Origin of the sequence: Chromobacterium sinusclupearum (genome assembly GCF_002902845.1) — a bacterium.
GTDB lineage: Bacteria > Pseudomonadota > Gammaproteobacteria > Burkholderiales > Chromobacteriaceae > Chromobacterium > Chromobacterium sinusclupearum.
The window spans coordinates 12,099-35,498 of record NZ_PPTF01000001.1; the positions used below are offsets into that span (position 1 = coordinate 12,099).

The 23,400-nt window shown below is 62.1% G+C and carries 23 protein-coding genes; 19 read left to right on the top strand and 4 right to left on the bottom strand.

Annotated elements, in window-relative coordinates:
* Nucleotides 1-115: 115 nt before the first annotated feature.
* The gene (ffh, locus tag C2134_RS00035) at nt 116-1,471 is read right to left on the bottom strand and encodes a signal recognition particle protein (RefSeq protein ID WP_103316479.1); all 1,356 of its coding nucleotides are present in this window, start codon (nt 1,469-1,471) and stop codon (nt 116-118) included.
* Between the two features lie 113 nt (nt 1,472-1,584).
* On the opposite strand from ffh, the gene C2134_RS00040 reads away from it, so the two are divergent.
* The 10 genes from C2134_RS00040 to yacG all read left to right on the top strand — a co-directional run bounded on the left by C2134_RS00040 (nt 1,585) and on the right by yacG (nt 10,023).
* Nucleotides 1,585-2,406: a cytochrome C assembly family protein gene (locus tag C2134_RS00040; protein WP_103316481.1), complete on the top strand. Its 822-nt coding sequence runs from the start codon at nt 1,585-1,587 to the stop codon at nt 2,404-2,406.
* A 58-nt stretch (nt 2,407-2,464) separates the two neighbouring features.
* Nucleotides 2,465-2,761, top strand: a complete 297-nt coding sequence (locus C2134_RS00045; RefSeq protein WP_103316483.1) for a ComEA family DNA-binding protein — start codon at nt 2,465-2,467, stop codon at nt 2,759-2,761.
* Nucleotides 2,762-2,795: 34 nt separating this feature from the next.
* Entirely contained in the window at nt 2,796-3,134 is a 339-nt protein-coding gene (locus C2134_RS21020) for a hypothetical protein (protein ID WP_146042035.1), read from the top strand.
* Nucleotides 3,135-3,150: 16 nt separating this feature from the next.
* Complete coding sequence (locus C2134_RS00050; protein ID WP_103316486.1) at nt 3,151-4,347, top strand: porin; 1,197 nt, start codon at nt 3,151-3,153, stop codon at nt 4,345-4,347.
* A 170-nt stretch (nt 4,348-4,517) separates the two neighbouring features.
* Entirely contained in the window at nt 4,518-6,224 is a 1,707-nt protein-coding gene (pilB, locus tag C2134_RS00055) for a type IV-A pilus assembly ATPase PilB (RefSeq protein ID WP_103316488.1), read from the top strand.
* A 61-nt stretch (nt 6,225-6,285) separates the two neighbouring features.
* Entirely contained in the window at nt 6,286-7,509 is a 1,224-nt protein-coding gene (locus C2134_RS00060) for a type II secretion system F family protein (RefSeq protein ID WP_103316489.1), read from the top strand.
* Nucleotides 7,509-8,429 (top strand): prepilin peptidase, encoded by a 921-nt coding sequence (locus tag C2134_RS00065; protein WP_103316491.1) that lies wholly within the window; start codon nt 7,509-7,511, stop codon nt 8,427-8,429. The genes C2134_RS00060 and C2134_RS00065 overlap by 1 nt, the downstream gene beginning before the upstream one ends.
* The gene (gene coaE / locus C2134_RS00070; protein ID WP_233196322.1) at nt 8,429-9,028 is read left to right on the top strand and encodes a dephospho-CoA kinase; all 600 of its coding nucleotides are present in this window, start codon (nt 8,429-8,431) and stop codon (nt 9,026-9,028) included. Before C2134_RS00065 ends, coaE begins: the two co-directional genes overlap by 1 nt.
* A gap of 36 nt (nt 9,029-9,064) precedes the next feature.
* Nucleotides 9,065-9,823 (top strand): cell division protein ZapD, encoded by a 759-nt coding sequence (gene zapD / locus C2134_RS00075; RefSeq protein WP_043622060.1) that lies wholly within the window; start codon nt 9,065-9,067, stop codon nt 9,821-9,823.
* A gap of 5 nt (nt 9,824-9,828) precedes the next feature.
* The gene (yacG, locus tag C2134_RS00080; protein ID WP_103316495.1) at nt 9,829-10,023 is read left to right on the top strand and encodes a DNA gyrase inhibitor YacG; all 195 of its coding nucleotides are present in this window, start codon (nt 9,829-9,831) and stop codon (nt 10,021-10,023) included.
* Between the two features lie 69 nt (nt 10,024-10,092).
* Here the strand turns inward: yacG and C2134_RS00085 are convergent, their stop codons facing one another.
* Together C2134_RS00085 and tsaE are read right to left on the bottom strand one after the other, a co-directional pair.
* A complete protein-coding gene (locus tag C2134_RS00085) occupies nt 10,093-11,334 on the bottom strand; it encodes an N-acetylmuramoyl-L-alanine amidase (protein ID WP_103316497.1) in 1,242 nt (413 codons plus the stop codon).
* Nucleotides 11,292-11,780, bottom strand: coding sequence for a tRNA (adenosine(37)-N6)-threonylcarbamoyltransferase complex ATPase subunit type 1 TsaE (gene tsaE, locus C2134_RS00090; RefSeq protein WP_439646991.1), 489 nt, complete (start codon nt 11,778-11,780; stop codon nt 11,292-11,294). The genes C2134_RS00085 and tsaE overlap by 43 nt, the downstream gene beginning before the upstream one ends.
* Nucleotides 11,781-11,784: 4 nt before the next feature.
* On the opposite strand from tsaE, the gene queG reads away from it, so the two are divergent.
* Nucleotides 11,785-12,867 carry a tRNA epoxyqueuosine(34) reductase QueG gene (gene queG / locus C2134_RS00095; protein ID WP_103316501.1) on the top strand — a complete coding sequence of 361 codons (1,083 nt, stop codon included), beginning with the start codon at nt 11,785-11,787 and terminating at the stop codon, nt 12,865-12,867.
* On the opposite strand, the gene C2134_RS00100 is transcribed toward queG, so the two are convergent.
* Nucleotides 12,864-13,280, bottom strand: a complete 417-nt coding sequence (locus C2134_RS00100; RefSeq protein WP_043621896.1) for a MaoC family dehydratase — start codon at nt 13,278-13,280, stop codon at nt 12,864-12,866. The genes queG and C2134_RS00100 overlap by 4 nt on opposite strands.
* A gap of 261 nt (nt 13,281-13,541) precedes the next feature.
* Between C2134_RS00100 and C2134_RS00105 the strand changes: the two genes are divergently transcribed.
* The 8 genes from C2134_RS00105 (at nt 13,542) to gspG (ending at nt 23,389) form a co-directional block, all read left to right on the top strand.
* Nucleotides 13,542-14,291 (top strand): electron transfer flavoprotein subunit beta/FixA family protein, encoded by a 750-nt coding sequence (locus tag C2134_RS00105; RefSeq protein WP_103316503.1) that lies wholly within the window; start codon nt 13,542-13,544, stop codon nt 14,289-14,291.
* 3 nt (nt 14,292-14,294) lie between these two features.
* Nucleotides 14,295-15,227, top strand: a complete 933-nt coding sequence (locus C2134_RS00110; RefSeq protein ID WP_103316505.1) for an electron transfer flavoprotein subunit alpha/FixB family protein — start codon at nt 14,295-14,297, stop codon at nt 15,225-15,227.
* 152 nt (nt 15,228-15,379) lie between these two features.
* Nucleotides 15,380-17,161, top strand: a complete 1,782-nt coding sequence (locus C2134_RS00115; RefSeq protein WP_103316507.1) for an acyl-CoA dehydrogenase — start codon at nt 15,380-15,382, stop codon at nt 17,159-17,161.
* Nucleotides 17,162-17,430: 269 nt separating this feature from the next.
* Nucleotides 17,431-18,069 carry a type II secretion system protein N gene (locus C2134_RS00120; RefSeq protein WP_103316508.1) on the top strand — a complete coding sequence of 213 codons (639 nt, stop codon included), beginning with the start codon at nt 17,431-17,433 and terminating at the stop codon, nt 18,067-18,069.
* A gap of 9 nt (nt 18,070-18,078) precedes the next feature.
* Nucleotides 18,079-20,193 (top strand): type II secretion system secretin GspD, encoded by a 2,115-nt coding sequence (gspD, locus tag C2134_RS00125; RefSeq protein ID WP_103316510.1) that lies wholly within the window; start codon nt 18,079-18,081, stop codon nt 20,191-20,193.
* Nucleotides 20,190-21,650 (top strand): type II secretion system ATPase GspE, encoded by a 1,461-nt coding sequence (gene gspE, locus C2134_RS00130; protein ID WP_103316512.1) that lies wholly within the window; start codon nt 20,190-20,192, stop codon nt 21,648-21,650. The genes gspD and gspE overlap by 4 nt, the downstream gene beginning before the upstream one ends.
* Nucleotides 21,650-22,861 carry a type II secretion system inner membrane protein GspF gene (gspF, locus tag C2134_RS00135; protein ID WP_103316514.1) on the top strand — a complete coding sequence of 404 codons (1,212 nt, stop codon included), beginning with the start codon at nt 21,650-21,652 and terminating at the stop codon, nt 22,859-22,861. The genes gspE and gspF overlap by 1 nt, the downstream gene beginning before the upstream one ends.
* An 84-nt stretch (nt 22,862-22,945) precedes the next feature.
* Nucleotides 22,946-23,389, top strand: coding sequence for a type II secretion system major pseudopilin GspG (gene gspG, locus C2134_RS00140; RefSeq protein WP_103316516.1), 444 nt, complete (start codon nt 22,946-22,948; stop codon nt 23,387-23,389).
* Nucleotides 23,390-23,400 lie beyond the last annotated feature (11 nt).

A 23,400-nucleotide genomic window follows, 5' to 3' on the forward strand; every position in this document is an offset into this window, starting at 1 on the left:
GTGGGCGATGAGATTTTGTTATCGGCTCTTAATCACTGTAGCGCTTCGACGCCGCCTTGCCGGCGGCTTGTCTTTATCTCAAAACAAACGGGCGACTGGCGCCCGTTGTTTTTGCTTACATGCCGGGCATCATGCCCTTCATGCCTCGCATTAGCTTCATCATCCCGCCCTTGGACGAGAACTGCTTCATCATCTTCTGCATCTGCTCGAATTGATTCAGCAGGCGGTTCACTTCCTGCACCGTCACGCCGGAACCAGCGGCGATGCGGCGCTTGCGGCTGGCCTTGATCAGCTCCGGCTTGCGGCGTTCGGTCGGCGTCATCGAGTTGATGATGCCCTCGATGCGGCGCATGGATTTCTCCGCCTCCGCACCCTGGATGCCTTGCGCCATCTGGCCCAGCTGGCCAGGCATCTTTTCCAGCAGATTGGCCATGCCGCCCATCTTCTTCATCTGCTGCATCTGGGCCTTGAAGTCCTCCAGGTCGAAACCCTTGCCGGACTTCAGCTTCTTGGCCATCACCTCGGCTTCCTTCTGATCGATGCCCTTCTGGACTTCTTCGATCAGGGACAGCACGTCGCCCATGCCCAAGATGCGGCTGGCGATGCGGTCCGGGTGGAACGGTTCGATGCCGGTGACTTTTTCGCCTACGCCGATGAACTTGATGGGCTTGCCGGTAACGTGGCGCACCGACAGCGCGGCGCCGCCGCGCGAATCGCCGTCCATCTTGGTCAGGATCACGCCGGTCAGCGGCAGCGCTTCATTGAAGGCCTTGGCGGTGTTCACCGCGTCCTGGCCCTGCATCGCGTCCACCACGAACAATGTTTCAATCGGGTTGATCGCGGCGTGCAGCGCCTTGATCTCGTCCATCATCGCTTCGTCGATGGCCAGGCGGCCGGCGGTATCCACCAGCAGCACGTCGAAGAAGTGGCGGCGCGCGTGGTCAATCGCCGCGCGGGCGATGTCCACCGGCTTTTGCGACACATCGGACGGGAACCATTCGACGCCGACTTGCGAGGCCAACAGCTTCAACTGCTCGATGGCGGCGGGACGGTAGACGTCGGCCGATACCACCAGCACCTTCTTCTTCTGGGTTTCCTTCAGCCTTTTGGCCAGTTTGCCGACGGTGGTGGTTTTACCCGCGCCTTGCAGGCCGGCCATCAGCACGATGGCCGGCGGCACGGCGGCCAGGTTCAGCTCGTCGTTCTTCTCGCCCATCAGCTTGATGAGCTCTTCGTTGACCACGCCCACCAGGGCTTGGCCCGGCGTCAGGCTGCCCATCACGTCCTGGCCCAGCGCGCGCTCCTTCACCTGGGCGATGAAGGTTTTGACGACGGGCAAGGCCACGTCGGCTTCCAGCAGCGCCATGCGCACTTCGCGCATCGCGTCCTGGATATTCGATTCGGTCAGCCGCGCGTTGCCGCGCAAGGTTTTCATCACGCCGGACAGGCGGCTGGTCAGGTTGTCTAGCATGGTGCTGTCCTTACTCTCTGCCAACGATTAGGCAGCTTGGTGTAGACTCTCAAACTGTCGATTTTATCACGAGCCGCCGGGTAAGCGCCCGGATTTGATCACACACCTTATATATGACCAGCCTCCTGCTCGTTTTGACCCTGTTTCTGATCCTGTCCTATGGCGCCTTCACCTGGCATTACCTGGCCAACTGGAAGGGCGTGGCCCGCTGGCCGCGCAATCCGCGCATGGAGCACAGCCTGCTGGGCGTGCTGCTGCTGGTGCAGGCCGTGGTGGTGGTGACGCCGCTCAGCGTCAGCGGCGGATTGTCGCTGGGCGTCGGCCACGCCTTGAGCGTGATGGTGTGGATCATGCTGCTGATCTATTGGACCTGCAGCTTCTTCTACAAGGTGGAAGGGCTGCAGCTGTTCATGATGCCGCTGGCGATGGGCGCGCTGGCTTTCGCCGTCGCCTTCCCGGGCCGCCACATGGTCAGCGATCTGTCCAATCCGGCCTTTGTGCTGCATATTCTGGTGTCCATGCTGGCCTACAGCCTGTTCGCCATCGGCGCGCTGATCGCGGTGTTGATGCTGCTGCTGGAGCGCGCGCTGCATCACCGCAGGGTGTCGCTGCTGGCCAAGCAGCTGCCGCCGTTGCTGACGCTGGAAACCATGATGTTCCAGGTCATCGCCGTCGGTTTTCTGCTGTTGACGGTGACCTTGCTGACCGGCGTGGTGTTCTCGGAGGAGGTTTTCGGCAAGGCCGCCGCGTTGACGCACAAGACGGTGTTCGGCGTGCTGTCGTGGCTGATCTTTGCCGGATTGCTGATAGGCCGGCGTCTGAAAGGCTGGCGCGGCCGAGTGGCGATACGCTGGGCCTTGGCCGGCTTCCTGTCCTTGATGCTGGCATACGTGGGCAGCAAAGTGGTCTTAGAATTGATCCTGCAGCGCGCATAGGCTGCATGTCATAAAACCGAGACCCATTTGCAAGACACCTTCCATCAAGGAGTTCGCCATGAAGAAGTGGTTTGCTGTGTTGGCCAGCCTGTTGCTGTCGTGCAATTTCGCCTGGGCGGCCGTCAATCTGAATACCGCCACGCCCCAGCAGCTGGAGGCTTTGAACGGCATCGGCCCGGCCAAAGCCAAGGCCATTGTCGATTACCGCACCAAGAACGGGCCGTTCAAGACGGTGGATGATCTGAAAAAAGTCTCCGGCATCGGCGACAAGACGCTGGACAAGCTGCGCAAGGATTTGGTGGTCGGCGGCGCCGCGCCTGCGGCCAAGCCGGCGGCGAAACCGGCCGCCAAGTAGCGCCAGTTTCCGCGCCTTGGGCGCGGCGGCTTGCATGGGAACCGCCATCCGGCAACGGTTGGCGGTTTTTGCATGTATGGTGCTGCGCCTGCTGGCTGAATTGTGTTGTAAAAAATTCACAACAGAGCAGGGATGTTGTTTCTTAACCGCACAACTTGATGCATTGCGCTTACGTGAATGGCTTTCCTATCAAGAGTTTGCGGATGATGATGTTGTTTTTTTGGTAATTTTGCAGGCCCTGAATCGGTTGATCTTTGTTTTTTCGCAACGCCAGTCTTATATTGGCAACAGCGACCGGCGGAATATACCGTCGGCACATAAATGTCCGGGGCAGCGGCCTAAGCCGATGAGTCAACAGGACAAAATCAACTGACTTGAAAGGATCTGCAATGAACAAGAAGCTCATCGCTTTGGCGCTGGCCGCCCTGCCAGCCGCCGCCATGGCGGATGTGACCATCTACGGTACCATCGCGGCCGGCGTCGAATCCCTGAAAACCTACAATGCCAATACTGCTTCATTTGGTGGCGCTCCTCAGGCTGGTAACCTGCAGTCGCGCACTGAGATCAACGACTGGGTGTCCAAGATCGGTTTCAAGGGCTCCGAAGATTTGGGCAATGGCCTGAAAGCAATCTGGCAGGTGGAAAGCCGCCTGAATATGGACGGCAGCAACAGCAGCAATACTTTGGCTACCCGTGACTCTTTCATTGGTTTTGCCGGAGATGGCTGGGGCAAGGTTCGCGTGGGTAAACTCTCCGACTATGCCAACTCCGACATGGAGCAGGTAGACCCGGGTCACTACAGCAATAACGGCGGTGCCAATTATGGTGGCGCTCCGAGTGTTGGTGGTCTGGCAATGTTCACCCGTATCGATGGCCGCCATAAGAATGCCATTCGTTATGACAGTCCGAACTGGTCCGGCTTCAGTTACACCGCGCTGTATGCCACCGACGAGGCCCGCGTCAAGGCTGCGGATGGCTCCACCACCAATAACCAATTTATCAACATTGGTCTGAGCTATGAGAATTCGGGCTTCTTTGGTAAGTATAACTTCGGCAGCTGGGGCGATCCGAGCAAGATCTCAGGCGGCTCCTTGAAGGATTGGCACCGTTTGGAGGCTGGCTATAACGCCAACAACATTTATGTGGCCTTTGGCTTCCAGCAGGCTCGCGGCTATGTTGGCACCACTGTGGATGGAACTGGCAAGATCAATGGCCTGGTCGATGGCGGCGGTCTGTTTTACAACAGCAATGCCATTGCTGGCAGCTTGACCGGTTTTGCTAGCGATAATCCTGGCGTGACCAGTTCGGGCGTATTGCAACTGGCTCGTACTCGAGAGATCGCCTTGACCGGCGGCTATACCTTCGGCGCATTTACTCCGTATTTGAGCTATGCCAAAGGCTATAACGTCAATCTGTCCGGTTTTGGCGATCTGAACAAAACTGGCTATGACCAGTGGGTGCTGGGCTTGGATTATGCTTTGTCCAAGCGTACTGACATCTACACCTCCTATGGCCATGTCAACTGGAAGCAGACTGGTTCTCAAAACGAAAGCTCCTTCGGCTTGGGCGTGATCCACAACTTCTAAGCCAGACGTTTTACACTCTGGATAAGGACTGCCACGGCAGTCCTTTTTTCATTGCGGGCTGTTTTCCAAGGGCATGGGATTTATGCGGGACGCGCGCCGATTATGCATATAATATCGTCACCACCCGCAGCGGATAGCGGCGCAAAAGTCAGAACTGGATCAATTTCTATATGGAAGCTACGGCAGGGATTTCCGGCCTCGGACGGGCCTTGGTTCAGCATAATATGCTGTTGCAGCAGGATGCGGAGGCGATTCAAAAGCACGCTGCCGCCTCGCATATCAGCTTTGTCGAACAGCTGATACTCAGCAAGAAGATGAGCGCCCGCGATGCGGCCGTTTTTGCTTCCCGCGTTTTTGGTTACCCGCTGCTGGACATGGCGGCGCTGGATACCGAGCAATTGCCCAAGGGGCTGGTGGACGATGAGCTGATAACCAGCCGGCGCCTGCTGCCTTTGCTGAAGCGCGGCAACAAATTGTATATCGGTACCTCCGATCCGACCCAGACCTCCGCCTATCATGCGATCACCTTCAAGACCGGCTTGACGGTGGAAATCGTGGTGGTAGAGGACGACAAGCTGTCCAAGCTGGTGGGGCGTTATCAGGACAGCCCGGCGGCGGCCTTGAAGGAACTGGAAGGCGAGGACTTCGGCGATTTGGAGTTTGGCGATCCGGACGCACCCTCCGAAGCCGGTCCGCAAATGGAGGTGGATGACGCGCCGGTGGTCAAGTTCATCCACAAGATGCTGCTGGACGGCATAGGTGTGGGCGCGTCGGACATCCACTTCGAGCCTTATGAAAAGTACTATCGCATCCGCTACCGGGTGGACGGGGTGCTGAAGGAGGTGGCGCAGCCGCCGCTGATCCTGAAGGAAAAGATCGCCTCGCGCATCAAGGTGATCTCCAAACTCGATATCTCCGAGAAGCGCGTGCCGCAGGACGGCCGGCTGAAACTGGTCATTTCCAAGACGCGCGCCATCGACTTCCGCGTCAGCACGCTGCCCACGCTGTATGGCGAAAAGATCGTGATGCGGATTCTGGATTCCTCGTCGGCATCATTGGACATTGAACAGTTAGGCTTCGAGCCGGAGCAGAAGCAACAACTGCTGGATACCATCGCGCGGCCCTATGGCATGGTGCTGGTGACCGGGCCGACCGGCAGCGGCAAGACCGTGTCGCTGTATACCTGTCTGAATATCCTGAACAAGCCGGATACCAATATTTCCACCGCGGAGGACCCGGTGGAAATCAACCTGCCGGGCATCAACCAGGTCAACGTCAACGAGAAGGCCGGGTTGACCTTCGCTTCCGCCTTGCGCGCCTTCCTGCGGCAGGACCCGGATGTACTGATGGTGGGCGAAATCCGCGATTTCGAAACCGCCGACATCGCCATCAAGGCCGCGCAGACCGGTCATATGGTATTTTCCACGCTGCACACCAATAACGCGCCCGCCACGCTGACCCGCCTGCTGAATATGGGGGTGGCGCCGTTCAATATCGCCAGCTCGGTGTTGCTCATCATGGCGCAGCGGCTGGCGCGTCGGCTATGCGCGCATTGCAAGAAACCGCTGGAAATTCCGGAAGAAGCGCTGCTGCGCGCGGGCTTTGCCAAGGCCGAGCTGGATGGCAGCTGGCAACCCTACGGTCCCGTCGGTTGCGAAGAGTGCCGTAACACCGGCTACAAGGGGCGGGTGGGGATTTATGAAGTGATGCCAATCAGCGATGCGATGACGCGCTTGATCATGAAAAACGGCACTGCGGTCGATATCGCCGATCTGGCGAAGAAAGAGGGCATGCTGAACCTGCGGCAGTCAGGCTTGCTGAAGGTGAAGCGCGGCGTCACTTCGCTGGCGGAAATCGAAGCGGTCACCAACGACTGAGCAGGCGAAAAGCGGCACGGCGCATGGCGTGGTCCCGAAGTGAACAAGGAAGGTTGGAGTGATGGCGACGACGGCAACAAAAAAAGCGAATCCGGGACATATCTGGGAGTGGGAGGGCAAGGACAAGACCGGCCGCGCCATCCGCGGCGAGGTGCGCGCCGAGTCGGAAAACGTCGCCAAGATGCAATTGCGCCGCCAGGGCATCAGCGTGGTGAAAATCCGCAAACGCCGCGCCGGTTTCGGCCGCAAGATCACGGAAAGAGACATTACCCTGTTCACCCGCCAGCTGTGCACCATGATGCGCGCCGGCGTGCCGCTGCTGCAGGCTTTCGACATTGCCGCCAAGGGGCACAGCAACCCTGCGGTGACGCGCATGCTGCTGGAGGTGCGGGCCGACGTGGAGACGGGGATCTCGCTGGCGGAGGCATTCCGCAAGCGGCCGCTGCATTTCGACAAGCTGTTCTGCAATATCATCGCCGCGGGCGAAGCCGGCGGCGTGCTGGATTCGCTGCTGGACAAACTGGCCACCTATAAGGAAAAGGTGATGGCCATCAAGTCCAAGATCAAATCGGCGCTGATTTATCCATCGGCCATCGTCGGCACCGCTTTCGTCATCACGGCGGTGATCATGATCTACGTGATTCCGGCGTTCAAGGACCTGTTTTCCAGTTTCGGCGCCAATCTGCCGGCGCCGACGCTGTTCGTGATCTGGCTGTCTGATTTGTTCGTCCGCTTCTGGTGGCTGATCTTCGGTTCCATTTTTGGCGGGCTGTTTGCTTTCTTCTATGCGTTCAAGCGCACGCCCAAACTGCAGGAGCAGATGGACCGCATCCTGCTGAAATTGCCAGTGATCGGCGACATCATCCGCAAAGCCACCATCGCGCGCTGGGCGCGCACGCTGTCGACGCTGTTCACCGCCGGGGTGCCGCTGGTCGAGGCGCTGGACTCCGTCGGCGGGGCCGCCGGCAACCAGGTATACGCGGAGGCGACGCGTCGCATCCAGGCCGACGTCAACACCGGCTCCAGCCTCAGCTTTTCCATGCAGCGAACCGATCTTTTCCCGAATATGGTGCTGCAGATGACCGCCATCGGCGAGGAGTCCGGCTCGCTGGACCAGATGCTCGATAAAGTGGCCGATTTCTATGAAGAAGAGGTCGACAACGCGGTGGCGGCATTGTCCAGCCTGCTTGAACCCGCCATCATGGTGATTCTGGGGGTATTGATCGGGGGCTTGGTGATCGCGATGTACATGCCGATTTTCAAAATGGGTCAGGTGGTGGGTTGATGTTGCAGGATATGGCGTGGTTGCTGGCGACCCACCCGGCTTATCTGCTGGGTGTGGCCGTAGTGTTTGGGCTGATGGTGGGCAGTTTTCTGAATGTGGTGATTCACCGCATGCCGCGGATGCTGGAGAACGAATTCCTGGCAGACAGCGTGGGCTATCTGGCCGAGTGCGACCGCTTTCCCGCATTGAAATTGGCGGCGCAAGGAACGATGGGGGAGCTGATGGAGGCTCAGGGCTATAATCTGTGGCGGCCCGCTTCGCATTGCCCATCGTGCGGCGCGGCAGTGCGGGCCTGGCAGAACATCCCGCTGTTGAGCTATGCGCTGCTGGGCGGCCGTTGCGCCGCTTGCCGCGCCGGCATCAGTTTGCGTTATCCCCTGGTGGAGTCGCTGTGCGGCGTCTTGTTTGGTTTTCTCGCCTGGAAACTGGGCTGGGGCTGGCCGCTGTTTGGCGCGATGGCGCTGACCGCCGCTTTGCTGGCTTTGACTTTCATCGATCTCGATACCCAGCTGCTGCCTGACAGCCTGACGCTGCCGCTGTTGTGGGCCGGCCTGTTGTTCAATCTGCATGGCGGCATGGCGCCGCTGGCCGACGCCGTGCTGGGTGCGGCTTGCGGCTACCTGGCGCTATGGCTGGTGTATCAGCTGTTCAAGCTGGCTACCGGCCGCGAGGGCATGGGGTATGGCGATTTCAAGCTGTTGGCGGCGCTGGGCGCCTGGCTAGGCTGGGGCATGCTGCCCTTGATTATTCTGTTGTCGTCGCTGGTCGGCGCGGTTTGCGGCCTGGCAATGATGGCTGCCTCGCGCGTCGGCCGCGGCCAGCCGATTCCGTTTGGGCCCTATCTTGCCGCAGCCGGCTGGATCGCGCTGGTGTGGGGGCCGCAGATCGTCGAGGGGTATCTGGCATGGCTATCCCGGTAGTGGGGCTGACTGGCGGCATCGGTTCCGGCAAGAGCGCGGCGGCGGACCGTTTTGCCGAGCTGGGCGTGCCGGTGATCGACACCGACCAGATCGCCCATCAGTTGACCGGCCCGGGCGGCGCGGCGATGGCGGCGATCGCGCAAGCGTTCGGCCCGCAGGCGCTGACAGCCGATGGCGCCTTGGATCGTGCGGCGATGCGACAAAAAGTCTTCTCGAATCCCGATAGCAAGCATCAATTGGAAGCGATTCTGCATCCGGCCATCTATGACGAAAGTGTGCGCAGGCTGCTGGCGGCGCAGGGTGAGTACGCGGTGCTGGTGGTGCCGCTGCTGTTTGAAAATGAGCGCTATCTGCCACTCTTGGCGCGCACGCTGGTGGTGGATTGCGACGAGCATACCCAGATTGAGCGGGTTATGCGGCGCAATGGTTTTGCCGAACCGGCGGTGCGGGCGATCATGGCGGCGCAGTTGCCGCGGGAGGAGAGGCTGCGCCGCGCGGACGATGTCATCGACAATAACAGCGGCTTGGCAGAATTGAGGCTTCAAGTTGATGCCAAACACGGTTATTATCTGGCAAATCTTGTCAATGCAATGTTTTGAGGCTTGATGCAAGCCGTGGAGAAGGGCAGATCTGCCGTGATCAGTTTTGAATTTCCTGTCACCGAGCGCACCCGTATTCTGCTGCGTCTGGAATATCTGTACGGGCGGCTGGCCTACTTCGTCGGCAAGGATCATCCCCATGACCATCATGCCGCACTGCTGGTTCTGTTTGAACTGATGGAAACCGCTTCGCGCGCAGACCTGAAGGCCGATCTCTTGCAGGAGCTGGAGCGGCAGAAGCAGATGCTGGAGGCCTTGCGCGAGAATCCGAATGTGGCCGAAGAGACGCTGGAAGGCGTGCTGGAGGAGATCGAGCGCGCGTCCGGCAAGTTGCTGGCCTTGACCGGCAAGTTTGGCCAGAACTTGCGCGAAAACGAGTGGCTGATGGCGATCAAGCAGCGCGCCGGCATCCCCGGCGGCACCTGCCAGTTCGATCTGCCTTCTTATCATTTGTGGCAGCAGAAGCCGGCCGAGGAGCGTCGCCATGACATGCTGCGCTGGTCCGCGCCGCTGATGCCGACGGCCGACGCGTCCGACATCCTGTTGCGGCTGCTGCGGGACAGCGGCAAGACGCATCATTATGTGGCGCGCCGCGGCGCGTTCCAGCAGATGTCAGGCGGCAAGGTGGTGCAGCTGATCCGCGTCGCCTACGACGACACGCTGGCGCTGCTGCCGGAATTGTCCGCCAATAAATACGCGCTCAACATCCGTTTCGTCGGCGCGGTGACCGGCGAGGCCCGGCCCCGCCAGACCGAGCAGGATGTCGAGTTTTATCTGACCAATTGCAAGTTCTGAGTTTCATGGCTGAATCCATCCGTATTGTCGCCTGCCCCACCTGCCGCGCCGAAGTGCGCTGGGAGGCGCAGAGCCGTTACCGCCCATTTTGCAGCGAGCGCTGCCGTTTGATCGACCTGGGGCAGTGGGCCAGCGAGAATTATCGCGTGCCGGCAGAAGAGGAGACGCCGCCGGGCGAGTTGCCGCCGGCCGCGCACTGAGCGCCGCCAGGCCTTACGCAAAAAAAACCGCCAGGACTCGACCTGGCGGTTTTGCTTTGGGGCAGGCGATCAGGCGCGGGCGGCCAGCGCGGCGCCGGAGGCGAAATAGTTTTTCACGCCGCTGAAGATGGCATTGGCCATCTGTTGCTGGAACTCGGCGGTGATCAGCCGCTGTTCCTCTTCCGGGTTGGAAATGAAAGCCGTTTCCACCAGGATGGACGGGATGTCCGGCGCCTTCAGCACGGCGAAGCCGGCTTGCTCCACCGCGTTCTTGTGCAGCTTGTTCAGGCCGCCGAGCTGGCCGAGCACCGTCTTGCCCAGTTTCAGACTGTCGTTGATGGTGGCGGTTTGGGTCAGGTCCAGCAGGGTATGCGCCAGATATTTGTCCTTGCTGCCGATCTTGACGCCGCCTATCAGGTCAGAGTCGTTCTGCGTCTGCGCCAGCGCCTTGGCGAAGGCGCTGGTGGCGCCTTTTTCCGACAGCGCGAACACCGAGGAGCCGCGTGCGGCGCGGTTGGGCGCGGCGTCGGCGTGGATGGAGACAAACAGGTCGGCATTCAGCTTCCTGGCCTTGGCCACGCGCACGCCCAGCGGGATGAACACGTCGTCGCTGCGCGTCATATAGGCCTTCATATTCGGCTCGGCGTCGATCAATTGCTTCAGCTGATGGCCGATCTTCAGCACCACGTCCTTCTCGCGGTTGCCCTGCAGGCCTATGGCGCCGGGGTCCTCGCCGCCGTGGCCCGGATCCAGCATCACGACGATGGGGCGGTCGCTGTTCTTGGACTTGGGCTTGATCTGCGTCGGCGGCTGCTCCAGTTTGCCCTTGTTGTAATCCTGCAAGAGCGCCAATAGCGGATCATCCTGCACGCCACTGGCCGGATACAGGTCCACCACCAGTCTATGCTTGTATTCCGCTACCGGGGCCAGCGTGAAAGCCTGCGGCTTGACGTCGGTCTTCAGTTCCAGCACCAGCCGCACCGTATCCGGGTCGAACTGGCCGGCGCGGGCGTTGGCGATGAATGGGTCGGCCTTGGTGATCTGGCCGCTGATGTCCTTCAGCACTCCGTTCAACTGCACGCCCTGCAGATCGATGACCAGCCGGCTTGGATTGGCCAGGGTGAACTGCTTGTACTGGATGGCGCTGCCGGATTCCAGCGTGATGCGGGTGTAAGTGCTCGAAGGCCAGATGCGCAGGGCGACGATCTGGTTGTCGGCTGCCAGCCCCGTACGGCTGACGGCAAGCAGAAAGGTAGCGGCCGCGGCGCCTAGCAATGCGCGGCGGTTTGGGTCGAAAGTCGAATCAGGCATGACTGTCCGGTTGGTGTCTGAGCTTGGAATTGGTAAGTGCGACCCTCGCCGGCGACGGCAAGTTCCAGCACGATGTCGGCTGCGGGCAACAGATCGTCGGCTTTGTCTGGCCACTCCACCAGGCATAGGCTATCGGGACCGAAATATTCGCTGAAGCCGGCGTCGTTCCACTCTTCCGGGTCAGCGAAGCGGTAAAGGTCAAAATGATGGACACTATATTCGGACAGCGGATAGCTTTCCACCAGCGTATAGGTGGGACTTTTCACCTTGCCCTGGTGCCCGAGCGCGGCCAGCAGGCCGCGGGTAAACGTGGTCTTGCCGGCGCCAAGGTCGCCCTGCAGGTGGACGGTGAGGCCGGGGCGGGCCGCGGCGGCGAAAGCGGCGCCCAGCATCAGCGTGGCGCGTTCGTCCGGCAGGCTGCCGGCCACAACGCTGGTATCATCCATCGCCATGACTGAGAATCCTCCTCAAAAACCGGATTATCCCGAATTGTCGCGCCAAATCAAAGCCTGGGCGCGCGAAGCCGGCTTTGCCGATGCCCGGATCACCCGCGCGGCGCTGCCGCCAGAGGCCGAGCGCGAACTAGAGGCCTGGCTGGCGGCCGGCTACCACGGCGAGATGGACTACATGGCCCGCCACGGCGCCTTGCGGGTTCGTCCCGCCGAGCTGGTGCCGGGCACCTTGTCCGTCATCTCGCTGCGCATGAACTACTGGCCGGAGGCGAAGCCGGCCGAACAGGTGCTGGCTGATCCATCGCTCGCCTATTTGTCGCGTTACGCGCTGGGCCGCGACTACCACAAGGTGCTGCGCAACCGCTTGCAAAAGCTTGCCGAGCGCATCGAAGGCGCTATCGGCGCCTTCGGCTACCGCGTATTCACCGACAGCGCGCCGCTGGCCGAAGTGGCGCTGGCGGCGCAGGCCGGCTTGGGTTGGCGCGGCAAGCACACATTATTATTGACCAAGAAGCAGGGGTCGCTGTTTTTCCTGGGCGAAATCCTGACCGATCTGCCGCTGCCGCCGGACGAGGCGGAGGATGGGCATTGCGGTCGTTGCACTCGTTGCCTGGATGTCTGTCCCACCGGCGCCATTGTCGAACCGTACAAGGTGGATGCGCGGCGCTGCATTTCCTACCTGACTATAGAACTGAAAGGCGCGATTCCGCATGAATTGCGTCCGCTGATCGGCAACCGGGTGTATGGCTGCGACGATTGCCAGCTGTTCTGTCCGTGGAATCGTTTCGGAGCTTTATCAGAAGAGTCTGATTTTGCGGTGCGTCATGGTTTGGATCGCGCCAGTCTGGTAGAACTGTTCGACTGGAGCGCGGAGGCGTTCCGCGAGCGGATGGCCGGCAGCCCGATCTACCGCATCGGTTATCACAAGTGGCTGTCGAATCTGGCGGTCGGGCTGGGCAATGCGCCCACCAGCCCCGAAATCATCGCCGCCTTGCAGCGGCGTCTGGATTTCCCCGACGAGTTGGTGGCCGAGCCGGTGCGCTGGGCCCTGGCTCGGCATGGTGTCAGTTCTGGCGATTAGCCGCGCGAAGGCGCAATCACCAAGGATTCGCCTTCCAGCACCACATGATCGCCAACGCGGCATTCGGTGGTCAGCCGCACCCGTTTCTTTTCCGGGATCAATTCCGCGACGGTGACGCGGGTGATCACGGTCTGTCCGATGCGGACCGGCGCCTTGAAACGGGTGGACTGCGACAGGTAGATGGTGCCGTAGCCGGGTAGGCGGGTGCCGATCACGCCGGAGATCAGGCTGGCGGTCAGCATGCCGTGGGCGATGCGGGTCTCGAACGGCGTGGACGCCGCGTAAATCTGATCCAGATGCACGGGATTGTTGTCGCCGCTGACGGCGGAGAACAACAGCACGTCGGCCTCGGTGACGGTTTTGCCGGATTCGGCGCTTTGTCCCACGACGAGGTCTTCGAAATAGACGGTCATGACAGCTCCACGGTTTATGACAAGGAAATGCTGCAATGCACAGCCGCATTGTGACAGCTTCGCCTTGAAATGCAAACCCGCGGGAAATGACGTACTATCGACGCCGAGTTGCATTTTCACCACGCTTGGGGTGTCGGCATACAAACCAAACGCTCGTTTGAAATTTGCTTGGGGCATAATCAGACTCAGCTGGCCGTTCGTTGCCTTCCGCGTTTTCGGGCCTGAACCGGTCCTAACCCAACAGATGTTTGCTGGAGGAATATGAAAGTTCTAGTCGCAGTGAAGCGCGTTGTTGATTACAACGTGAAAGTCCGCGTCAAAGCCGACGGCAGCGACGTTGATATCGCCAACGTCAAGATGTCGATGAACCCGTTCGACGAAATCGCCGTCGAAGAAGCCGTGCGTCTGAAAGAAGCCGGCAAGGCGACCGAAATCGTCGTCGTGTCCATGGGCGTGAAGCAGTGCGAGGAAACCCTGCGCACGGCGCTGGCGATGGGCGCCGACCGCGCCATCCTGGTGGAAAGCGAAGCCGAGCTGCAGCCCTTGGCCGTGGCCAAGCTGCTGAAGGCCGTGGTAGAGAAGGAACAGCCGCAGCTGGTGATCCTGGGCAAGCAGGCGATCGACGACGACGCCAATCAGGCTGGCCAGATGACCGCGGCGCTGCTGGGCTGGGCCCAAGGCACCTTCGCTTCCAAGGTTGACCTGTCCGCCGAGACCGCGGACGTGGTGCGCGAGATCGACGGCGGCCTGGAAACCGTCAAGCTGCGTCTGCCGGCCGTAGTGACCGCCGACCTGCGCCTGAACGAGCCGCGCTTCATCAAGCTGCCGAACATCATGGCCGCCAAGAAAAAGCCGCTGGACAAGACGACCCCTGCCGATCTGTCCGTCGACGTGGCTCCGCGCCTGAAGACGCTGAAAGTGGCCGAGCCGGCCAAGCGTTCCGCCGGCGTCAAGGTGGCCAGTGCCGCCGAGCTGGTCGCCAAACTCAAGAACGAAGCAAAGGTGCTGTAAGACATGGCTATTCTCGTTATCGCTGAACACGACAACCAGAGCCTGAAAGCAGGCACCCTGAATACCGTCACCGCCGCCGCCAAGTTGGGCGAAGTGCACGTGCTGGTGGCCGGCCACAACGCCGCCGGCGCCGCCGATGCCGCCAAGAGCCTGGCCGGCGTGTCCAAGGTGCTGTTGGCCGACGCCGCCCAATACGCCCATGGCCTGGCAGAAAACCTGTCCTCGCTGGTGGTGGGCCTGGCCAAGGCTTACAGCCACGTGCTGGCCCCGGCCTCGTCCTTCGGCAAGAACTTGCTGCCGCGCGTCGCCGCCTTGCTGGACGTGGCGCAGATTTCCGAAATCACCGCCATTGAATCGGCCGACACTTTTGTCCGTCCGATCTACGCCGGCAACGTGATGGCGACCGTGCAATCGATAGACCCGATCAAGGTGATCACCGTGCGTACCACCGCTTTCGACGCGGCGGGCCAGGGTGGCGCCGCTGTGGTGGAAAGCATCGCCGCCGGCGCAGAGAGCCAGGTGTCGGTGTTTGTCGGCCAGGAACTGACCAAGTCCGACCGTCCGGAACTGGGTTCGGCCAAGGTCATCGTATCCGGCGGCCGCGCCTTGGGTTCGGAAGAACAGTTCAAAGCGGTGATCGAGCCCTTGGCTGACAAGCTGGCCGCCGCTGTGGGCGCGTCCCGCGCCGCTGTGGACGCCGGCTACGCGCCGAACGACTACCAGGTTGGGCAGACCGGCAAGGTGGTGGCCCCGCAGCTGTACATCGCCGTCGGGATTTCCGGCGCGATCCAGCACCTGGCCGGCATGAAGGACTCCAAGGTCATCGTCGCCATCAACAAGGATGAAGAGGCGCCTATCTTCCAGGTGGCCGATTACGGCATCGTGGGCGATCTGTTCACCGTGGTGCCGGAACTGATGGCCGAACTGTCGAAATAAGCGGCAGCCGGGGGCGGTCGCACGCGCCCCCGACCGAGCAGGCAGCATAGCCGCCGGAACAAACAACAGCAGCCGGCGCCCAAGATTTGAGCGCCGGTTTTTTTACGGTCCGCCTTGGCGGCCCAACGCGAGAGAAACAGAGGAGAAGCGCGATGATTTATCACGCACCAGTCAAGGATATTCGTTTTGTCTTGAATGAACTGGCCGAATTGCCAGCCATCTGCGGCTTGCCCGGTTATGGCGAGTGTTCAGTCGAGTTGGTGGACGCCGTGCTGGAGGAGGGCGCCAAGTTCGCCGAAGGCGTGCTGGCGCCGATCAACAAGCAGGGCGATCAGGGCGCCAAGTGGCAGGATGGCGAAGTGACCGCCGCGCCGGGCTTCAAGGACGCCTGGCAGCAGTATGTCGAATCGGGCTGGGTAGGCCTGCGCGCGCCGGAGGAGTTTGGCGGCCAGGGCATGCCGGCGCTGGTGGCGGCGGCAGTCGAAGAGATGTGGTGCGCGTCCAACCTGGCATTCTCCTTGGCGCCGCTGTTGACGCTGGGCGCGGTGGAAGCCATCCATCATCACGCCTCGGACGAGTTGAAGCATATCTATCTGCCGATGATGTCCAGCGGCCAATGGACCGGCACCATGAACCTGACCGAGCCGCAGGCCGGCTCCGACCTGGCCCAGGTGCGTTCGCGCGCCGTGCCCGCCGCTGACGGCAGCTACCGCATCAGCGGCCAGAAAATCTTCATCACCTGGGGCGAGCACGACATGGCCGAGAATATCGTCCATTTGGTGCTGGCCCGTCTGCCGGACGCGCCGGCCGGCGTGAAGGGCATCTCGCTGTTCATCGTGCCCAAGTTCCTCGTCAATGCCGACGGTTCGCTCGGCGCGCGCAACGACGTGCGCTGCGTGTCGTTGGAGCACAAGCTGGGCATCCACGGCAGCCCGACGGCGGTGATGAGCTTCGGCGACAACGATGGCGCCGTGGGTTATCTGGTGGGCGAGCCCAACAAGGGTTTGAACTATATGTTCACCATGATGAACCACGCCCGCCTGGGGGTGGGCATCGAGGGCATGGCAGTGTCCGAGCGCGCCTATCAGAAAGCCGTGGAATACGCCCGCGAGCGCGTGCAGAGCCGCGCTGTCGGCTCGCCGGACCCTGCCGGCGTGCCCATCATCCAGCACCCGGACGTGCGCCGCATGCTGATGACCATGCGCGCCCAGATCGAAGCGCAGCGCGCGCTGACCTTCTACGCCGCCGCCGCGCTGGACCGGGCCGCCCGCCATCCGGTGCCGGCCGAGGCCGCGCGCAACCAGGCGCTGTTGAACTTCCTGATTCCCGTCGTCAAGGGCTGGAACACCGAGCAGGCCAACGAAATCACCAGCCTGGCCATCCAGGTGCATGGCGGCATGGGTTTCATCGAGGAAACCGGCGTTGCTCAGTATTATCGCGATGCCCGCATCACCGCCATTTACGAAGGCACTACCGGCATCCAGGCGCTGGACCTGATCGGCCGCAAGACTGCGGCCGAGCATGGCGTCACCGCCCGCGCGCTGCTGGCCGAGGCCCAGTCCACCGTGACCAAGCTGCAGGCCGCCGGCTTCGACAGCATCGCCGGCAATCTGGCGTCCGCCATCGCCGATGCCGAGCGCTGCGTCGCTTTCATCCTGGAAACTTTCGGCAGCCAGCCGCAGTTGGCCGCAGCCGGCTCGGTGCCGTTCTTGAAGCTGATGGGCATAGCTCTGGGTGGCTGGCAGCTCGGCCGCGCCGCGCTGATCGCCAAGGACAAGCTGCAGGAGGCTGACGCGGACGCCGATTTCCTGAACGCCAAGATCGTCACCGCCCGCTTCTTCGCCGAACATCTGCTGCCGCAGGCATCCGGTCTGGCCGCGGCCATCGTGCGCGGCGCGGATAGCGTGCTGGCGCTGGATGAAGCCCAGTTCTGAGCTCGCTTTGATTTATCATGACGCCACGGCATGCCGTGGCGTTTTTTATGCGAGAATGCAGAAAATTCCATGCCGCAAGGATTGAAATGCTTGCGGCATGAGGCTTGCAAGCCAGTCTCCTTATGGTTTGGTTGTAAATATTAACGATGACTGAAATTTGATCTGTCATCAAAACTACTTGCAAGCTATTGCAAAATCGCCGCCTTGCTGCTTAATCTAGCGTGCCAAGGCGGGATGTGTTCAGCATAATTTTTGATGGCGGGAAGTCGATGGGTCTCGGGGATCACAACAAGTTGGTCGGCAAGTTGAATTTCGACAAGCTGCGCTTGCCGGGCGCGCAATGGCACAAAGCCTTGCCTGCGTTGGCAGTGGGCATTGCCGTGTTCTGGCTCGGCCAGCAGTTGAGCGGCTGGCTATCCCCGTCGTCGCGCGCGTATCGGGCGCTGGCGCCGGCCCAGCCGCAGGCCGCTGCGGCGGCCGTGGCTCAGGGCCACTGGTTTGGCGAAGCGCCGCAGCAGCAAGCCGCCGCGCTGCCGCCGCTGCGCCTGCTGGGCGTATACGCGCCTTCGCTGCCCGGCATCCTCGGTTTCGCCATCGTGGACAACAACGGCCATGCCGAACCGCTGCTGCAGGGCAAACAAACCGCTGACGGCTGGGAGCTGGTGAAAGTCGCGCCGAATGGCGTGACCATCCGTTCCGGTGGCAGCGAGCAGTTCGTCCCGCTGCAGGCTCGCAATGGCGCAGCGGGCGGCGCGGACGCCGCGACGCAGCCGCCGCCCCAGGCGCCTGGCCAGATGCAGCCCCCGCCCATGCCTGGAGCCGTGCCAGTGCCGGTGCCCAGCCAGAATTCCGTACCCGATACTCCGCCCCAACCCGCGGTCGATCCTGCCGCGATGATTCGCCAATAAGAGAGTGCAATGCGAATTTCCAAACTCGTCGCCACCCTGGCCCTGGTCTACAGCTGTCAACTGCTGGCGGCGCCGCAGAACGACACGGTGATGCTCAACTTCGTCAACGCCGACATCGAGACCGTGGTCAAGGCGATAGGCGAAATCAGCGGCAAGAACTTCATCATCGATCCGCGCGTCAAGGGCACGGTCAATATCGTGTCCAGCCGGCCGGTGCCGCGCGCCTTGTCCTATCAGGTGCTGTTGTCCTCGCTGCGGCTGCAGGGCTTTTCCGCGGTGGAAGGCAACGGCGTGATCAAGATCGTGCCGGAGGCCGACGCCAAGCTGCATGCCCGGGCGGTCAAGCGCGTGCCGCGCGGCGATGGCGACCGGCTGATCACCAAGGTATTCGCGCTGCAGAACAGCAACGCCAATCAGCTGGTTCCGGTGATCCGGCCATTGGTGTCGCCCAACAACACGGTGGCGGCCTATCCGCAGTCCAACGCCCTGATCGTTACCGACTACGCCGAGAACATCCAGCGCATCGAGTCCATCATCGAGTCGGTGGAGTCGGCCTCTTCCGGCGACACCGCGGTGATTCCGGTGCTGTTCGGCTCGGCGGTGGAATTGGCCGGCACCTTGAACAAGCTGATGCAGGACGGTGGCGCAGAAGGCGGCAAGACCAGCATCCTGGCCGATCCGCGCGCCAATGTGCTGATGGTCAAGACAGATGCGCCAGGCAAGATAGGCAAGCTCAAGAGTCTGCTGAAAGTCCTGGATCAGCCGAGCCAGGCCGGCTCCAATGTGCGGGTGGTGTATCTGAAGAATGCCCAGGCGGCCGATCTGGCCAAGACCCTGCGCACATTGCTCGCCAGCGAAGGGAGTCCGGTTCAGTCCCGCAGCACCCTCGGCAGCAATACATCGGGCGGAAGCGCCAGTTTGATGAGCGGCGTGGGGGGCAGTCAGACCAATAGCAACGGGGGCAATGCCGCACCCAGCGCGGCGCCGGTTATGGACAATGCGGCGCCGACAGCGGCCCCGGCCTCCTCCGGCCCCTCGGGAACCGGCGTCAGCGCGATGATTCAGGCGGACAGCAATAGCAATGCGCTGATCCTGAACGTGCCGGACCAGATGTACCAGAATTTGCGCAATGTGATCGACTTGCTCGACAAGCGACGCGCCCAGGTTTACGTGGAAGCGCTGGTGATGGAGGTGTCGGCTAGCCGCGGCACTAAAATCGGCGTGCAGTGGTCCGCCAAGGTAGGCAATAACGGCATTGTCGGAGGGAGCTATCCCGGCGCACCCGGCATCGTCGGCCAGCCGACTTCGACCAATCCTTCCCCGTTCGCCAATTTGGTGAACAGCCTTACCGGCGGCGGTTTAACTGCCGGGATCATCAACAATATTACAGTCGGCGGCGTCCAGATTCCTACGCTAGGCTTGCTGGCCCAAGCTTTGGAGAACGAAGCGCAGGGCAATCTGGTGGCCAGCCCGCAGCTGGTGACCATGGACAATGAAAAGGCCAAGATCGTCATCGGCCAGGAAGTCGGCGTAAAGACGGCGGCTTATGCCGCAGGCTCGGGCGGCAGCGGTACGGCACCGTACAATACCTATGACCGGAAAACCGTGGGCTTCGGACTGGAGATCACGCCGCAAATTTCCGAGAGCGGCACCATACGCTTGAAAATCAGCCAGGCGGCCGACTCCATCGATACCCAGACCTTGAACAACGATGCCGGGCCTACGTTCAATCGCCGTACCTTGGATACCGTGGTGACGGTGAATGACGGCGGCCTGGTCGCCTTGGGCGGTTTGACTCAGCAGAACACCGGCAATACCGAGCAGAAAGTGCCGTTGCTAGGCGACATCCCCTTCCTGGGCAATTTTTTCAAGTATCAGGAAAAGTCCAACGACAAGAAAAATCTGATGATTTTCATCCGTCCCACCATCATTCGCGATGAAACAGGCAACCAGGCCGTAGCGGAGGAGCGTTACCGCTACCTGAAAGCCGACACGGTGGAGACGACAAAGCAGAAAATGACCTTGGATCCGAAGGAAATGCTGAAGCTGGTGCCTAAGGGCGGTATCAGTGATGCGCTGAATTCGATGACCCAGGCGGAAGACAAAGCCAAGGCAGCGCAATGATGTCGGCCAAGCTCTCCACCTTGCTGCCGTTCCCCTTCGCCCGCGCCAACGGGGTCATCCTGCTGGATGGCGAGAGCGGCCGCCAGTTGCTGCTGCGCGAGGACGCCAAGCCGGCCGCCTGGGCCGAGGCCCTGCGCCTGCATGGCGGGCCGCTGGTGGGCGCGGAAATGCTGACTGCCGCCCAGTTCGACAAGCGCTTGTCCGAGCACTACGCCAGCCGCGACGGCGCGGCGGCGGAAATGGTGGACGACATCGGCCAGGACATGGACCTGAACCAGATGGTCGAATCCTTGCCCACGGTGGAAGACCTGCTGGAGAGCGAGGGCGACGCGCCCATCATCCGCATGATCAACGCCTTGTTGACGCAGGCGCTGCGCGACGGGGCGTCCGACATCCACATCGAGGCGTTCGAAGACCGCTCCGTCGTGCGTTTCCGCCTGGACGGCACGCTGCGCGACGTGGTCAGCCCGCACCGCGCGCTGCACGCGGCCATGGTGTCGCGGATCAAGATCATGTCCGGCATGGACATCGCCGAAAAACGCATCCCGCAAGATGGCCGCATCTCGCTGCGCCTGGGCGGCCGGCCGGTGGACGTGCGCGTTTCCACGCTGCCCACCAGCCATGGCGAGCGCGTGGTGCTGCGTTTGCTGGACAAGGAAAACGCGCGGCTGGACCTGGCCACGCTGGGCATGGCCGCCGACACCCTGGCCTCGGTCGACAAGCTGATCAATCAGCCGCACGGCATCCTCTTGGTCACCGGTCCCACCGGCTCCGGCAAAACCACCACGCTGTACGCCGCGCTGTCCCGCCTGGACGCCAGCCACACCAATATCATGACGGTGGAAGACCCGGTGGAGTACCACCTGGACGGCGTGGGCCAGACCCAGGTCAATCCCAAGATCGACATGAGCTTCGCCAAGGCCTTGCGCGCCATCCTGCGCCAGGACCCGGACGTGGTGATGATAGGCGAGATCCGCGACCTGGAAACCGCGCAGATCGCCGTCCAGGCCTCGCTGACCGGCCACTTGGTGCTGGCGACGCTGCACACCAACGACGCCGCCAGCGCGGTGACGCGGCTCACCGACATGGGCGTCGAACCGTTCCTGCTTGCGTCCAGCTTGCTGGGGGTGATGGCGCAGCGTCTGGTGCGCCGCGTCTGCCCGCAGTGCAAGGCGCCGCATCCGGTGCCGCTGGAGGACGATCCGACGGCTGTGCACTATCGTCCTGTCGGTTGCCCGGCTTGCGGCGGCTCCGGCTACAAGGGGCGTTACGGCATTTACGAGCTGATGCTGGTGGACGACACCATGCAGAGGCTGATCCATGACCGCGCGTCCGAGCAGCGCCTGCGCGACCACGCCGCGCGCCACGGCATGCGCAGCCTGCGCGACGACGGCCTGCGCTGGGTCAAGGCCGGCGAGACCAGTCTGGAAGAAATCCTGCGGGTGACGAGGAGCTGATGGCAGCCTTCAAGTACACCGCCTACGACGCGGCGGGCAAGGAGCAAAGCGGCCTGCTGGAGGCCGACTCCGCCCGCGCCGCGCGCGTCCAGCTGCGCGAACGCGGCCTGTTGCCGGTGACGGTGGACAGCGTCAACGCCAAGACCGGCGGCGCCGCCAGCAATGTGTTGCGCCGCGGCTTGCCGCGCGCCGAATTGGTGATGATCACCGAGCAGCTGTCCACCTTGCTGAATGCCGGCTTGACGCTGGAAAAAGCGCTGACCGCGGTGACTGAGCAAGCGGAAAACCCGCGCAGCCGCACCGTGCTGGCCGCGCTGCGCAGCGACATCCTGGAAGGCAAGAGCTTTGCCCAGGCGCTGTCCGCCGCGCCCGGCGTGTTTTCTCCCTTGTACCGCTCGCTGGTGCAGGCGGGGGAGCAGTCCGGCCATCTGGACATGGTGATGGCGCGCTTGGCGGAATACCTGGACAAGCGGCAGAACACGCAGCAGAAAGTCACGCTGGCCTTGGCCTATCCGGCGGTCGTGACCCTGGTGGCCATCCTGGTGGTGGCCGGCCTGATGAGCTATGTCGTGCCGCAGGTGGTCAGCGTCTTCGCCCAGACCAAGCAGACGCTGCCGTTTCTGACCCGCGCCCTGATGGCCTGCAGCGATTTCCTGCGCCAGTGGGGCGTGATCTTGCTGATCGCCATCGTCGCCGCGGTGTTTTTGGCCGTGCGCGCCTTGCGCGCGCCGGCGCTGAAACGCCGCTTCCACGAGCGGGTGCTGAAGCTGCCGGTATTCGGCCGCCTGTTCCGCGCGCTGAATACCGCGCGCATGGCCAGCACGCTGTCCATTCTGGTCGGTTCCGGCGTGCCTCTGCTTACCGCGCTGGAAACCGCGCGCGGCCTGATGTCCATGCTGCCGATGCAGGACGCGGTGGCCGATGCGATGAACAAGGTGCGCGAGGGGATTTCGCTGTCGCGCGCGCTGAATGCCAGCAAGAAGTTTCCGCCGGTGCTGATCCACCTGATCTCCAGCGGCGAGGCCAGCGGCACGCTGTCCCACATGCTGGACCGCGCCGCGCAGCAGCAGGAGCAGGAGGTGGAGCGCAAGCTGGCCACCTTCACCACGCTGATGGAGCCGCTGCTGATTCTGGTGATGGGCGGCATGGTGCTGTTGATCGTGCTGGCCATCATGATGCCGATCATCGATATGAACCAGATGGTGCATTGACTTTAAAACCTGGCGGCTTGAGCCGCTGACGGTAGCAAGCCGCCGAATCCGTTCGCGCGGAGAAATCGAAACTCAGGAGTCATAATGAAACAGCTCAAACACGCCGCCCAGCGCGGCTTCACCCTGATCGAAATCATGGTGGTGATCGTCATCCTCGGCGTGCTGGCCGCGCTGGTGGTGCCCAAGGTGATGAGCCGGCCGGACGAGGCGCGCATCGTCGCTGCCAAGCAGGACATCGGCGCCATCAGCCAGGCGCTGAAGCTGTACCGCCTGGACAACGGCCGCTATCCGACCACCGACCAGGGCCTGCAGGCGCTGGTGCAGAAGCCGGCCGCCGCGCCGGAACCGAAGAACTGGAAGCCGGGCGGTTATCTGGAACGCCTGCCCAAGGATCCTTGGGGCAATCCCTACCAGTACGCCAATCCGGGCACGCACGGCGAAATCGACATCTGGAGCTTCGGCGCCGATGGCCAGCCGGGCGGCGAAGGCAACGACGCCGACATCGGCAACTGGGACAGCGGCAAGTAAGCCGGAGGGCT

What these genes read in the sequence shown, in the direction of transcription:
- gspE (WP_103316512.1), top strand. Translation starts at nt 20,190, where the DNA reads ATGATGTCGGCCAAGCTCTCCACCTTGCTGCCGTTCCCCTTCGCCCGC.
- C2134_RS21020 (WP_146042035.1), top strand. Translation starts at nt 2,796, where the DNA reads ATGGGAACCGCCATCCGGCAACGGTTGGCGGTTTTTGCATGTATGGTG.
- C2134_RS00050 (WP_103316486.1), top strand. Translation starts at nt 3,151, where the DNA reads ATGAACAAGAAGCTCATCGCTTTGGCGCTGGCCGCCCTGCCAGCCGCC.
- C2134_RS00045 (WP_103316483.1), top strand. Translation starts at nt 2,465, where the DNA reads ATGAAGAAGTGGTTTGCTGTGTTGGCCAGCCTGTTGCTGTCGTGCAAT.
- C2134_RS00065 (WP_103316491.1), top strand. Translation starts at nt 7,509, where the DNA reads ATGTTGCAGGATATGGCGTGGTTGCTGGCGACCCACCCGGCTTATCTG.
- yacG (WP_103316495.1), top strand. Translation starts at nt 9,829, where the DNA reads ATGGCTGAATCCATCCGTATTGTCGCCTGCCCCACCTGCCGCGCCGAA.
- C2134_RS00040 (WP_103316481.1), top strand. Translation starts at nt 1,585, where the DNA reads ATGACCAGCCTCCTGCTCGTTTTGACCCTGTTTCTGATCCTGTCCTAT.
- C2134_RS00100 (WP_043621896.1), bottom strand. Translation starts at nt 13,280, where the DNA reads ATGACCGTCTATTTCGAAGACCTCGTCGTGGGACAAAGCGCCGAATCC.
- ffh (WP_103316479.1), bottom strand. Translation starts at nt 1,471, where the DNA reads ATGCTAGACAACCTGACCAGCCGCCTGTCCGGCGTGATGAAAACCTTG.
- gspD (WP_103316510.1), top strand. Translation starts at nt 18,079, where the DNA reads ATGCGAATTTCCAAACTCGTCGCCACCCTGGCCCTGGTCTACAGCTGT.
- C2134_RS00115 (WP_103316507.1), top strand. Translation starts at nt 15,380, where the DNA reads ATGATTTATCACGCACCAGTCAAGGATATTCGTTTTGTCTTGAATGAA.
- C2134_RS00085 (WP_103316497.1), bottom strand. Translation starts at nt 11,334, where the DNA reads ATGCCTGATTCGACTTTCGACCCAAACCGCCGCGCATTGCTAGGCGCC.
- tsaE (WP_439646991.1), bottom strand. Translation starts at nt 11,780, where the DNA reads ATGGATGATACCAGCGTTGTGGCCGGCAGCCTGCCGGACGAACGCGCC.
- C2134_RS00110 (WP_103316505.1), top strand. Translation starts at nt 14,295, where the DNA reads ATGGCTATTCTCGTTATCGCTGAACACGACAACCAGAGCCTGAAAGCA.
- gspF (WP_103316514.1), top strand. Translation starts at nt 21,650, where the DNA reads ATGGCAGCCTTCAAGTACACCGCCTACGACGCGGCGGGCAAGGAGCAA.
- gspG (WP_103316516.1), top strand. Translation starts at nt 22,946, where the DNA reads ATGAAACAGCTCAAACACGCCGCCCAGCGCGGCTTCACCCTGATCGAA.
- C2134_RS00060 (WP_103316489.1), top strand. Translation starts at nt 6,286, where the DNA reads ATGGCGACGACGGCAACAAAAAAAGCGAATCCGGGACATATCTGGGAG.
- queG (WP_103316501.1), top strand. Translation starts at nt 11,785, where the DNA reads ATGACTGAGAATCCTCCTCAAAAACCGGATTATCCCGAATTGTCGCGC.
- C2134_RS00105 (WP_103316503.1), top strand. Translation starts at nt 13,542, where the DNA reads ATGAAAGTTCTAGTCGCAGTGAAGCGCGTTGTTGATTACAACGTGAAA.
- pilB (WP_103316488.1), top strand. Translation starts at nt 4,518, where the DNA reads ATGGAAGCTACGGCAGGGATTTCCGGCCTCGGACGGGCCTTGGTTCAG.
- C2134_RS00120 (WP_103316508.1), top strand. Translation starts at nt 17,431, where the DNA reads ATGGGTCTCGGGGATCACAACAAGTTGGTCGGCAAGTTGAATTTCGAC.